Origin of the sequence: Blautia sp. LMAG:89, from assembly GCF_008679485.1 — a bacterium.
GTDB classification, from domain to species: Bacteria; Bacillota; Clostridia; order Lachnospirales; family Lachnospiraceae; genus Blautia_A; species Blautia_A fusiformis.
The window spans coordinates 795,223-807,729 of the sequence record NZ_NANC01000003.1 but is presented as its reverse complement, the minus strand read 5'-3'; the positions used below and the strand labels follow the sequence as shown (position 1 = coordinate 807,729).

Annotated in this window: 13 protein-coding genes; 2 read left to right on the top strand and 11 right to left on the bottom strand. The window is 44.4% G+C overall.

The window, feature by feature from the left end; translation table 11 throughout:
• Positions 1 to 78 precede the first annotated feature (78 nt).
• The 4 genes from CCC70_RS04020 to CCC70_RS04005 all read right to left on the bottom strand — a co-directional run bounded on the left by CCC70_RS04020 (position 79) and on the right by CCC70_RS04005 (position 5,055).
• Positions 79 to 2,076 (bottom strand): hypothetical protein, encoded by a 1,998-nt coding sequence (locus CCC70_RS04020; protein ID WP_278603653.1) that lies wholly within the window; start codon positions 2,074 to 2,076, stop codon positions 79 to 81.
• A 69-nt stretch (positions 2,077 to 2,145) separates the two neighbouring features.
• Positions 2,146 to 2,868: an N-acetylmuramoyl-L-alanine amidase gene (locus tag CCC70_RS04015; protein ID WP_243121575.1), complete on the bottom strand. Its 723-nt coding sequence runs from the start codon at positions 2,866 to 2,868 to the stop codon at positions 2,146 to 2,148.
• Positions 2,869 to 2,950: 82 nt separating this feature from the next.
• A complete protein-coding gene (locus CCC70_RS04010) occupies positions 2,951 to 4,600 on the bottom strand; it encodes a glycosyl hydrolase family 18 protein (protein ID WP_278603654.1) in 1,650 nt (549 codons plus the stop codon).
• Between the two features lie 185 nt (positions 4,601 to 4,785).
• A complete protein-coding gene (locus CCC70_RS04005) occupies positions 4,786 to 5,055 on the bottom strand; it encodes a hypothetical protein (protein ID WP_021651392.1) in 270 nt (89 codons plus the stop codon).
• A 359-nt stretch (positions 5,056 to 5,414) separates the two neighbouring features.
• Between CCC70_RS04005 and CCC70_RS04000 the strand changes: the two genes are divergently transcribed.
• Positions 5,415 to 6,182, top strand: coding sequence for an adaptor protein MecA (locus CCC70_RS04000; RefSeq protein WP_021651393.1), 768 nt, complete (start codon positions 5,415 to 5,417; stop codon positions 6,180 to 6,182).
• 106 nt (positions 6,183 to 6,288) lie between these two features.
• Here CCC70_RS04000 and CCC70_RS03995 read toward each other — a convergent pair whose 3' ends face one another.
• The gene (locus tag CCC70_RS03995) at positions 6,289 to 6,489 is read right to left on the bottom strand and encodes a DUF1858 domain-containing protein (RefSeq protein ID WP_278603655.1); all 201 of its coding nucleotides are present in this window, start codon (positions 6,487 to 6,489) and stop codon (positions 6,289 to 6,291) included.
• Positions 6,490 to 6,697: 208 nt separating this feature from the next.
• On the opposite strand from CCC70_RS03995, the gene CCC70_RS03990 reads away from it, so the two are divergent.
• A complete protein-coding gene (locus CCC70_RS03990) occupies positions 6,698 to 6,868 on the top strand; it encodes a DUF362 domain-containing protein (RefSeq protein ID WP_015527180.1) in 171 nt (56 codons plus the stop codon).
• A 46-nt stretch (positions 6,869 to 6,914) separates the two neighbouring features.
• On the opposite strand, the gene CCC70_RS03985 is transcribed toward CCC70_RS03990, so the two are convergent.
• From CCC70_RS03985 to CCC70_RS03960, 6 genes are all read right to left on the bottom strand, one after another.
• A complete protein-coding gene (locus CCC70_RS03985; protein WP_270390213.1) occupies positions 6,915 to 7,484 on the bottom strand; it encodes a MerR family transcriptional regulator in 570 nt (189 codons plus the stop codon).
• 226 nt (positions 7,485 to 7,710) lie between these two features.
• On the bottom strand, positions 7,711 to 9,039 hold the full coding sequence (dnaB, locus tag CCC70_RS03980; RefSeq protein ID WP_015527183.1) for a replicative DNA helicase: 1,329 nt from the start codon (positions 9,037 to 9,039) through the stop codon (positions 7,711 to 7,713).
• Between the two features lie 3 nt (positions 9,040 to 9,042).
• Positions 9,043 to 9,489 (bottom strand): 50S ribosomal protein L9, encoded by a 447-nt coding sequence (gene rplI / locus CCC70_RS03975; RefSeq protein ID WP_015527184.1) that lies wholly within the window; start codon positions 9,487 to 9,489, stop codon positions 9,043 to 9,045.
• Positions 9,490 to 9,491: 2 nt separating this feature from the next.
• A complete protein-coding gene (locus tag CCC70_RS03970) occupies positions 9,492 to 11,540 on the bottom strand; it encodes a DHH family phosphoesterase (protein ID WP_022426425.1) in 2,049 nt (682 codons plus the stop codon).
• Between the two features lie 173 nt (positions 11,541 to 11,713).
• Positions 11,714 to 11,977, bottom strand: a complete 264-nt coding sequence (gene rpsR, locus CCC70_RS03965) for a 30S ribosomal protein S18 (protein ID WP_021651398.1) — start codon at positions 11,975 to 11,977, stop codon at positions 11,714 to 11,716.
• A 48-nt stretch (positions 11,978 to 12,025) separates the two neighbouring features.
• The gene (locus tag CCC70_RS03960; protein WP_015527188.1) at positions 12,026 to 12,484 is read right to left on the bottom strand and encodes a single-stranded DNA-binding protein; all 459 of its coding nucleotides are present in this window, start codon (positions 12,482 to 12,484) and stop codon (positions 12,026 to 12,028) included.
• Between the last annotated feature and the right edge of the window lie 23 nt (positions 12,485 to 12,507).

Below are 12,507 nucleotides of genomic sequence, written 5' to 3'. Positions count from 1 at the left end.
ACTACCGGATACCATTGCTCGATCACGGTCCCGATATTTTTTTCTTCATTATATGCCGGCATAATGATATATAAGCTGTCATGTTTCATAGATTCTTATTCTCCCATCCTCTGAGGTATACACCAGTGGATATGTCTCCCTGATGATATCCTCACGACATTCCTGCTGTTCAAATTCCATATCCTCCTCAAACAGGATATATGTGATCTTTTCCTGTTTTACGGTAGCTTTCAGTAGCTCCGGATCATCCGTGGTATACATGAGCACTGCCTGGCCGGCACGATAGCCCGTATCGTACCCTGCAGACCATGCATAATAAGGCCATCCGCAATACAGCATGACACCGGACATAGTGACCTCGTTCATGGTATATTCCGGTGTCAGCAGAAGATCATTTTTCTTAAGATTTGCACTGAGCCAGTCCGTCAGGCTGCTTTCCATATTTACAGTCATCCTGTGTGCGGAATCATTGTCTCTTAAGATGATCACGTAATCATAGATTCCCGTTGCACTAAGACAGATACAAAGGACCGCTGCCGCTGCGCGACCGGCCCATTTCTTCCAGCTGTTTTTCCCTGCAAGGAAAACACATCTTACGATCCAGCCCCAGAAAACTGTCACAAAGGCATAGGAAATCATCACATATTTATGATTGACATTGATGTCCGGAGTCAGAGATACCAGAAATGCAAATGCCATTGGAAGCAAACAGCCCATCAGCACTGCCCGCTGACCTCTCTTCAGAAATACTGCTGCCACGATCATTCCCACAAAGAAAAATCCACTGATCTCCACCAGATACCAGAGTACACCGGAAATGCTTTTATTGTCTGCCAGAAAGCCCCAGTAAAAGGATGGACTCATAACACTTCCCGACACAAAGATCTTCGACTGCAGTTCCGAAAAAAGCACCGCCAATCCGGCACAGATCACATAATCCAGCTTACCGTCAGAAAACACTGCCAGTCCGGCAAGGATCAGAAGGCCGCCGATCAGCGCAGCCCCGTTCCAGAAGGCAGTTAATCCCAAAAACAGCCCCAGAAGGATCGCCGTATCCACATTTCTGCAGATCCAGGCTTTTTTTGTAAAAAAGCGATTACGGACCCACAAAAATCCCTGCTCCTTGTGACTGCATCCGGCTTCCACCCAATCCATAAAGGTCCATATCGCTACAGCTGCCATCAGAAGGCCGAAAGCCAGATGACGCTGGTTCAGATATACATTGAAATTCCATAATCCCCAGTTTTCATTGGTAGTATAACCGATAAACGCCGTATTTTCTTCCAGAGTCCGTACAAGGTCCCCCGCCTGAAGATGTTCCCACAGATAACGCCAGAACGCTGTTCCGCTGCGGAAAAAAAAGAAAACAATAGCAGCTGCCCCTGCCCAGAAGCTTTTGAACATCCGGTAGCTGATCCCGTAAAGCACCATAAGAAATCCCGCCAGAGACAGGATGCTTACCAGATTATATCCCAGATCAAGACGAAGGCCCAGATACTCCAGATTTCCCACAAGGAACTGGAACATAAAATGATATTTCACATCCTGCCCGCCATAATGCGGATACTGGGTAGGAAAATTATTTCCCCTTGAAAAAGATCGCATCATTGCCGTATGGGGTGCATAATCTCCGTATACCGAAAAGCCGGAGTACAGAATGCCGTCTTTCATATGGAAAACGTAAAACATCATCCATGTCACAAAAACCGTCAAAATGCCCAAAAGCAGAAGCTCTTTTTTCAGGATCCATTTTCTGCTGATCATCCGTTCGGATATCACAAACATTTTTTGCTGTTTTTTCTTTTTCCACCGGAAGATTCCCGAAAGCAGCAGGATATCTACCAGAAATACGATCAGATTTCCATAAAAAAGAGGATGCTCTGCCCCCGCGCATATGCTGAACATCCAGGAAAGAATATAGACTGCCCAGGTCAGCATCAGGATTCCCATCCCAAACGCTGCCGGCAGGACCACCCATATCCTGTTTCCTCTTTCAGTTGTTTGACGCGGAAACAGACATCCTGCCATTTCCATTCCTGTTAACATACATAATATAAGATAAATGATTCCAAGCATAGGATTCTCCTTAATTCACGTAAAGTATAGCAGAATCACCTTCCTATGAAAAGGCTATTCACATTTTTTTCAATTATTTTCGTTTTCCTTCTGTTTTTTCAGATATGTAACGATTCCATCAGCCACAGCCTCTGCTACCTTTCTCTGATACTTCTCTGTCTGAAGCAGGGCAGCTTCCTCCGGATTTGTAAGAAATCCACATTCTACGATATTGATCACACCCGGACTTCTCTTCAGAAGATAATAGGTTCTGTTTTCTTTTGCCACCCGCGGCCGTGCAATGGAAAGCTTCCGATTCATGTTTTCCTGGATCGCAAGTGCCAGTTCTTTTCCGCCTTCCGAATCCTCATAATAAAATACCTGCGGACCTTTTACTCCGGGATCACTGTAGCTGTTCTGATGGATACTCACAGAAAGCACCGGTTCATATTTCCGGATCTGTTCAATACGATTCTGCAGATCCTGTGCTTTCATATTTTTTGTACCATTTTCATAAAGACCTTTATCTTCTTCCCGGGTCATTACTACGGCAAGGCCTTTTTTTTCCAGGATCGTTTTTAGCTTCATGGCAATATCCAGATTGATTCCTTTTTCCTTCAGTCCACCGATTCCCACCATTCCGGAATCCACACCGCCATGACCGGCATCCACCAGGATCACCTGATCTGCTTTTATATTTCCAGATACATCTATAAGTCTGCCTGCAGTTTCTGCCGCTTCCCATGACAGAATATAAAAACAGACCAGCATAAGAACTGCCATTGCCAATTCTATGAAATGTTTTTTCAACACAAAACACCCCCGGCATATTTATTTTAATATATGTTGCCGGGAGTGTTTTTAGCATTGTGAAGATCACAATGTTTTCTTCTGTTTATGACAGGTTTTCTGTGATCACGCTCCAGATCCCGCTGTTCTCGAATCCAAGCTTCCACTCTGCCACACCTGCCAGTTTGTATTTTTTGATCAGTTTAACCTTTTCCGCAATAGACTTAGAGTCCTCCAGCCAGATCTGGTATGTGGCACCGTCCCCTTCATAGGTTCCATAATTCTGACTTGTCTTCTTGTCCCAGTATGTTTCTGCTCCGTTATCACTGATCGTCTGCTGTGCCTGATCCATACCGATGGCCTCACTTGTCAGTGCACCGCCATCTGTAGTCTTCCAGAGCCTTGTGTAGAACGGAATCGCAAGGATCGTCCGTTGAGCCGCTACTTCTGAAAGCGTATCCTTAACCCCCTGTTCTACCCATAGCAGAGATGCCACAGAACCGGCATCGGAGCCTACGTAATGCTCATCATAGCCCATAATGATCACATAATCCACAACCTTGCCCTGCTCCGCACGGTCATAATGACTGGTAAAATCTTCCGGAACCGGATTATCTACAGACAGTACCAAATTATTGGCGTGACACTGGATAGAAAGCTCTCTTAAAAACTGAAGGAAATGGATTCCTACTCCTTCGCTCAAAGATTCAAAATCAACATTGATTCCATCCATTCCTGCTTTCAGTGCATAAGTGATCAGCTGATTCTCCAGATTCTGCCTTGAACTGGTTTTTGAAAGAACTTCTGTGGTACTCATGTTCTCATTAAAATTATCCACCAGTCCCCATACCTTCAGTCCTTTTTCATGTGCCTGCATCACATACTCCCCAGATGCAAGACTTGAAATATTTCCGGAGTTATCTGTTACAGAAAACCAGGTTGGAGAGATCACATTCACGCCTGTCATATTCTGTACCGCATCTGCGAAATAGCTGTTTGCATCTGTGCTGGTAACCTGGTGCCATGCTAGGTTCACCGGCTCATCCATGGTAAGATATGTATAGGACTCTGTTTTAAAATCCCTTTCATAATCCGTTGTATCCACAGCACTTACTTTTTTCTTCTGAATATAACCGATGTAACCGTCATCGGTTGCCACCTGATCCCAGTCCTCTCCTTCATTCATCAGCCGGAGAACTGTATTCTTCGCCAGTTTGGAAAGGATCGGCGCCTTGATCCCGCCCCGGTAACGGATCACGGTATCTTTCTTCGTGGTCACGGTCTCCACATTGGTAAATTTGTACTGTATCGCAACCCTTGCAGGATCCTGCTCTATATAAGAATCGATATCTGTATACTTTTTTACATAATCCAGTTTCAGATAAACCGTGTCATCCTTCAGCCACACGTTTCCGTCTGCCTTATCTGAAGCCGGTTCCTCCGTGAGACTGGATGGTGTTGCATACAGTATCTTCTTGTTTTCGCTATCCCAGTAATATCTCTGATTCAAATATCCGTTCACTACATCCAGCGGAAGATATACATCTTCTCCTGAGATAAGTGCCTTCTCTTCCAGTTTCTCAGTTCCAAGTATCAACGCAGCCTCACCGTCTGCATTCTGGCCATAGTATTCTGTCAGATCCATCTGTTTCCTGCTTGGTATAAGCTTATTGATCCCGTAAACAGCCCCTCCGGCAAGAGCGACCAGAACGATCAGCAGACCTACCACAAGGACCGGTATGTGTTTTTTTATCATGTTTTTTTCCTTTCGGTATAAAATGTCATAATTTGTTTTATTATAACATATCTTGTCTACATTTCGTTATAAAAATCGACTTTTAATAATTTTTCACAATTTCTTTAGAATTTCGGTTCCCCGTATGGTATGCATGAGTGCAGGGGATGATCGTTATCCGGGGAACCGTTTTTTCTTATGTACGGTCATTCTTTGCGAATAAGATCAAAGCTTACACAGGCGATATGGCCGTCTTCATCTTCCGTATAATCCCGCATATAGACCCCGTTTTCCGCAATCTGACAGGCTTTTGCGATTTTTTTCGGAGTGCTTGGTGCTCCATTGAGATAAAGAGAAACTCCGTTCTCACGATAAAGCTCCAGCTCCCTTCGAAGGGGTTTTGCGGATTTCTTTTTTTCCTGTGATATATTTGGCGTATCCCGACCTCCTTTCCTGGTTAGATTTTCAGAAAACACCAGCAATGGTTCTCGAAAAGCTGCAACTTCCCTGTTAGGATGATACTTGTAATAAAATATAAATAATAAAATGGGGGAAATTTCTCTGTGTACCGACAGACTCGCCGATGAATTTCACACAGAATCCTTATCTTCAGAAAAATATGACTTTAAGTTATCGTTACTGTCTTCTTGTTTCCGGGAGGAGACAGCTTTTCTGCTTTTCATTATACCTGATTTCCCTTCAGATGCAAGTCTTTTATAAAAGAATCAGAAATTTTCTTTTTTCTCCGGTTTCTACATCTTTACATCTTGTGTATAACTGTTATATAATACAGTATGTAAAAGATTAAATTTATTTACCTATAGGATGTGATCATATGAAAATAGAAAAAATCAATGAAAATCAGATCCGCTGTACCCTGACGAAAGAAGATCTGGACAGTCATCAGATCCGTATCAGCGAACTTGCATACGGTACCGAAAAAGCCAAACGTCTCTTTCGTGATATGATGCAGCAGGCACAGATACAATTTGGTTTTGAAGCAGATAATATTCCTCTGATGATCGAGGCTATTCCTGTCAATGCCGAAAGTATTATCCTCATTATCACTAAAGTGGAAGATCCTGAAGAACTGGATACACGTTTTTCCAAATTTGCACCCTTCAAGGGCAACAAACCTTCCGATACCGTAGAGATCGATGGCGCTGACAATATCATCGATATCTTCCAGAAGCTCTGTGAATCCAAGCTTAAGGATCTTTCACAGAAACCGGAAGAAAAAAGGGCGGAAACTTCCGCCTCTCAGGCAACAGAAACTCCGGATGCATCACAGCAGCCGGCTGAGAGTTCTGTAAAGCTTATACGCCTGTACTCTTTCCCGGGGCTGGATGATGTTATTGCCGCATCTCATGGTATGAATGGTTTCTTTACCGGTGATAATACTCTCTATCGTGAAGGAGAAGACGGTGTCTATCAGCTGGTACTTCATCAGTCAGACTGTACACCTGAAGAATTTAACAAGGTCTGCAATATCCTTTCCGAGTATGGCATCGGCCGCGCATTCACACCAGCCGGTGAAGCCTACCTCAGAGAGCACTGTGCACTGATCGCTGATCATGCACTTCAGAAGCTTCTGAATATCTGACAAACCAAATATCCTACAGACAAACAAACCGCTGTCGGAATGCGATCCATATGATCTGCATTTCCCGACAGCGGTCCTTTTGTTTCAGCAAAAAAGCTTCTGTTTATTACTCACCAAGAAAATCATTGATCTGAGCTACGAGGACATCTGCGTCCAGGCCATGGACCATTGCTGCTTCTTCCAGAGATTCCATCTGTGAAGACGGGCAGCCAAGACAATGCATTCCTGCTCTCATCAGGATCGGTGCGATATTCGGGTCTACAGTGAGCAGTTCTCCGATCAGCATGCTCTTTGTAACTTTTACCATGATTGTATTCTCCTTTACTGTTTTATCGAAATATTTTCATTCCGTTCTGCTATTATAATACGAATCCGGAATGGAATCAACGGGTTACGAATTTTCAGTTTTGTTTATAAATTTATACTTGTATTCTTTATGCAGATATATTAGAATGGGAATAGAATCCCTGGTAGGGGATACATATAATACACAATTTAAAAGGAGGATATCAATTATGGCATATGTAATTTCTGACGAGTGCGTTAGCTGTGGAACATGTGAGGGTGAGTGCCCGAACGAGGCTATTTCTCAGGGAGACGAGCATTATGTAATCGACGCAGACGCTTGTGTTGACTGCGGAACATGCGCTGAGGCCTGTCCAGTTGGTGCTATCTCTGCTGAGTAATGCATCATTAGCTTGATAAGCTGCTATAATGAGTGAGGCTGCCGGTTTACCGGCAGCCTTTTCTGTTTTTTTTATTCTTTTTTCCCTCACAGGAAGCTGCCGCTTCTCTTCTTGCCTGCTGCTGCCTGCGGATCGCTTCATCCAGAGAACGACACCGGTACTCTCCTTCTTTCTTTCTCTGCATTTCCTCACGGATCAGGCGTTCCATGATTTCCTGAAACTCCAGTATCTTATCGTTATCTGCTCCGCACTTCTCTGTATTCCCGGATTCCGCTTTTTCCATGAACTCCTTTTCAGATCCCGTTTTTTTCATTGGGATATCTTCAAGCTCAACAGCTTCTCCATCCAGGATCCTGATACCAGATTCTGAAAAATCCGGTGTATCTGCCTTTCTTGCCTCCGGTGGGATCAGTGTACGGATTGCTTTCAACTGAAGTCCTTTACTTTTCAGCTCATTTATTTTAAGAAAAAGCTGGATATCAAACGGTGTATAATAGCGATGTCCCAGTTCATTGCGTCCGATCCGAAGCTCTAGTTCTTCCTCCCAGTAACGCAGGACATAAGATTTCACTCCGGTCAGTGTTACGGCCTGTCTGACTGTATATCTTTTTTCCATTGTGAACGCCCCCTTATATAGAGATTCACTGCTGCTGTCTACAGTATAACCCCTGAGATCAGGAAATAGCAAGAATAATCGGTTGACATAATTTTACCAAATATGACTCTTTGCCTATATCCATAGCATCCCGAACTCCACGATCACACAGACAAAAATACAAAAGGCCACCAGGATAACTATAAGCTTTCATCCTGACAGCCTTTCATTTACCGTCTGCACGGCTCTATTTTTTCATATTTACAAACTGGGTATATCTCGGCAGCCATACCAGCTCCACAGTTCCGATAGGACCGTTTCTCTGCTTGGCTATGATAATTTCCGCAATGTCTTTCTTCTCGGTATCTTTGTGATAATAATCATCTCGATAGATAAACATGACCACATCCGCATCCTGCTCAATAGCTCCGGACTCTCGAAGATCCGAAAGCATCGGCCTGTGATCCGGTCTCTGTTCCACTGCACGGCTAAGCTGTGATAACGCAATTACCGGTACATCGATCTCTCTTGCCAACGCTTTCAGCGATCGTGAAATATCTGAAATTTCCTGCTGTCTGGAATCCGATTTTCCGCTTCCGCTCATCAGCTGAAGATAATCGATCATGATGATCCCCAGATTATGCTCAAGCTTATATTTTCTGCATTTGGAACGAAGCTCCGCAATGGAGATTCCAGGTGTATCATCAATAATAAGATTGGAGCCACCGATAATATCCGCTCCTTCTACCAGCTTCGTCCAGTCCTCATCTTTCAGATTTCCGGTACGGAGATTCTGGGAATCCACGTGAGATTCCATAGCAAGAAGACGGTTTACCAACTGCTCCTTGGACATCTCCAGACTGAAAATAGCCACGGTCACATCTTTACGAAACGCCATATACTGGGCAATATTCAATACAAAGGCAGTTTTTCCCATGGAAGGTCGAGCTGCGATCAGTACAAGATCAGACGCGTGCATACCGGAAGTCTTATAATCCAGATCCACAAATCCGGTCGGAATCCCGGTAACGGAGCCCTTCAGCTTGGAAGCCTTCTCAATATTGCTGACTGCATTCAACACAACCTGCTGGATCGGCACATAATCGCTGCCATTTGTTCTCTGCAAAATATTAAACAGCTTTTTCTCGGATTCCTCAAGTATGGTTTCCGTACTGTCCTTTTCCAGATAACAGGCATTGGCAACTTCTTCCGTAGTCCGTATCAGCCGACGGAGAACTGCCTTTTCGCTTACGATATTGGCATAGTATTTCACATTGGCTGATGTAGGAACTGCTGCGATCAGATCACGGACATATTCCATACTGCTGATGTCCGGCGGAAGCTCTTTCTCCTTGAGACGATTCTGCAGAGTGATCAGATCTACCGGCTGTCCTTCATTACAGAGCTCCACCATGGCATCAAAAATGATGCCATATTGTTTTTGATAAAAATCATCACTGGTCAGGATCTCGGAAGCCACCAGGATCGCATCACGATCCAGGATCATGGATCCGATCACTGACTGCTCTGCCTCAATGCTGTGAGGCAGAATCCTCTTGATCAGTGCTTCTTCCATTGATTACGCCTCTTTTACCCAGACTTTGAGACTTCCGGTTACCTTCGGATGAAGTCGTACCGGAACATTGGTAACACCCAGGTTACGGATTGGATTCTCCAGCTGGAGCTTTTTCTTATCGATATCAAGATTCAGCTGTTTTTTGGCTGCCTCTGAGATTTCTTTTGAGGATACAGAACCGAATGTTCTTCCGCCTTCACCTACCTTCAGAGTAAGGATAACCTCCTTTGTGGAAAGCTCCTCTGCAAATGCCTTGGCAGCGTCCAGGTTTTCCTGTGCAACCTTTTCTTCATTTGCTTTACGGAGTTTCAGGTCATTGAGATTCTTGGATGTAGCTTCAACACCAAGCTTTTTTGGCAGGATCATGTTTCTTGCATATCCGTCACTTACATTTACGATCTGTCCCTTTTTACCCAGGGATTTAACATCTTCCAGAAGAATTACTTTCATTTCTATTTGTCCCCTTCCTGATATAACTGGTCTATAATTTCTTTCAGCATTCTTTCGGTCTCATCCATGGTGTCTTTCACCTGTGCACCGGCAATATTCAGATGTCCGCCGCCGCCCATCCGTTCCATCATGACCTGTACATTCACTTCATCAATGGCTCTGGCACTGATGTAAACCTCATTATTATAGCTGGTAAGAACAAAAGATGCCTTGACTCCTGCGATATTGAGCAGCTCATTGGCCGCCTGTGCTCCTACAACGGTAGGACTTTCCAAACCTTCACTCGGACATCTTGCAATGGCAAAATAATCTCTGTAGATCTCCGCAGTACGAACTGCCTCCGCTCTCGCCTTATAGGAATCAATATTATCCCGGAGCATCTTACGTACACGTGTCACATCTGCTCCGCATCTGCGCAGGAATGCTGCTGCCTCAAAGGTACGCACACCCGCTCTTGTTGTAAAGTTGTTGGTATCGATCATGATACCCGCATAAATACAGTCCGCCTCAATACTTCGAAGCTTCAGCCCGTCTGCAAAATACTGCAGGATCTCTGCGATCATCTCGCAGCTTGAGGATGCATATGGCTCCACATAGGACAGAACTGCATTCTGGATCACCTCGCTGCCACGGCGGTGATGATCCAATACCACAATGGTCTTTGTCATATAGAGAAGATCCTGGCATTCGGTATAGCTTGGCTTGTTGGTATCCACCACAATTACTACCGTATTGTTATCCACCAGTTCTTTGGCCTGATTACTGTCCACAAACATGGACGGCTCATAATCCGGATTCTCCATAAATCCACTCATCAGCGGCCGAATGGATGTGGTCGGATCATTGATCACAATATGCACCGGCTTACCAAGAGTCTTACCGGCACGGTAAATACCGATCCCAGCTCCCAGAGCATCCACATCTGTGATCTTGTGTCCCATAACCACCACTCGATCCTTGGTGCTCATAAATTCCTTCAGAGCCTGAGCCTTCACTCGTGCCTTCACTCGGGTTGATTTCTCCATCTGCTGTGCCTTGCCGCCAATGTAGGTAATATTATTTTCATTTTTGATCACTACCTGATCACCGCCACGGCCCAGTGCCATCTCAATGGCAATTCTGGCATATTCATAATTCTGGATATACGTAGAAGCATTCAGACCGATTCCGATACTTAATGTCACAGCCATTTCATTTCCGATGTTAACCGTCTTAACCTCATCCAGGATATGAAAACGCTGTTCCTTTAGTGTTTCCAGTGAACTCTGGCGCATGATCAGAAGATATTTATCTTTCTCCAGTTTCTTCACAAGGCCGTCAAAGTTGGAAAAATACTTGGTGATCTTTCGGTCGATCAGTGCGATAAGCAGAGATCTTCTCACATCCTCCACGCTCTCCAGTGCTTCTTCATAATTATCCAGATAAGCCAGTGCTACAACAAGCTTGTTATCCTCATTTTTCTGGATGTATTCCTTAAGCTCTGTTTCATCATAAAGATACATGGCGATCAGACTGACATTCTGGGACATATTCTCCAGAATATCCGCATGGCTGACTACTTCACCCATAGTCACCCGCTGCATGGAAACCCGATAGATCCGATCCCCGAAATGTATACTCATCTCGGAAATTTCCGGTTCATCGGCTACAGGAAGCTTGTCCGGAGTAATATCCGGGAAAACTGTGCTGATATTTTTTTTATAAAACTGATCTCTCCCCGTGATCTCTGAAAAAATACGGTTGGACCAGATCATGCGGCCTTCCATATCCATAATGGCATAAGGAAGCGCCAGTTCTTCCAGCATCCGCTTTTCTACCACATCATACTGATTGGCAAATGCGATCATATCATTGATGATCAGCGGTTTGTGATATCGAAAAAGCTGTACTGCGATAAAAATATAGATCACAGTACCTACAGACACCAGAATTCCGGCCTTTACACTTACAATAAACACCAGCAGGTCCAGCAGCACGACCAGGACCGAAAGGTACAGCGGCCAGCGCATGAAGTGTTTCATAGGCCCCTTGAATTTAACTTTGTTGTTCATTGCTTTTTCCTGTTCTTAATGTAATTTAACCCACAAGTTATTTAACATTATACCAGATTCCTTATTATAATTCCATAGCAATGATAAAATCTGTTTTCCTCATAAAAAAAACAGGGCCGCTGCCTCCAGATGACTGCTCATCTGTTTCGCAACGACCCCGTATAAGATCAGAATTAGTCCTGAACGTATGGCATCAGGGACATATGACGTGCTCTCTTAACAGCAACTGTCAGTGCTCTCTGATGTTTCGCACAGTTACCTGTAATTCTTCTCGGGAGAATTTTACCTCTCTCGGAAACATACTTTCTTAACTTTGCTACATCCTTGTAATCGATCTCGTTATTCTCTTTACCGCAGAATACACAAACTTTTTTTCTTCTGCGTCCGCCTCTTCTCTTCATCGGAGAATCTGGTCTCTCGCCTCTATTGTAAGCCATGATTGTTTCCTCCTATCTTATTCGTCTCATCTGTCTTGATCAGATGTTCTAATTGAACGGCAGCTCCTCATCAATTCCATCTGGAATGTTCATGAAGCCGTCGGCGCTTGCTGCGCTCGGACTCGGCATAGACGTTGCAGGTGCTGCCTCTGTTCTCGGATGAGCTGCTGCATAGCTGTCGCTTGATGCTTTGCTCTCAGCAAATTCCTGATCCTCAACAACAACCTCTGTCGTATAAACCTTCTGTCCCTCACGGTTCGTATAGCTTCCTGTCTGGATACGTCCCGTAACTGCAATTTTCAGTCCCTGTCTGAAATACTTTTCCGCAAATTCTGCTGTACGTCCGAAAGAAACACAGCTGATAAAATCAGCACTTGCCTCTCCGTCACGACGGAATCTGCGATCAACTGCCAGTGTATATCTGGCGATTGCCAGGGCATTTTCTCCTGCGGAATATCTTACCTCAGGATCTCTTGTCAAGCGTCCCATTAATATTACTTTGTTCATCGTTCTACCTCTCTTATGATTTC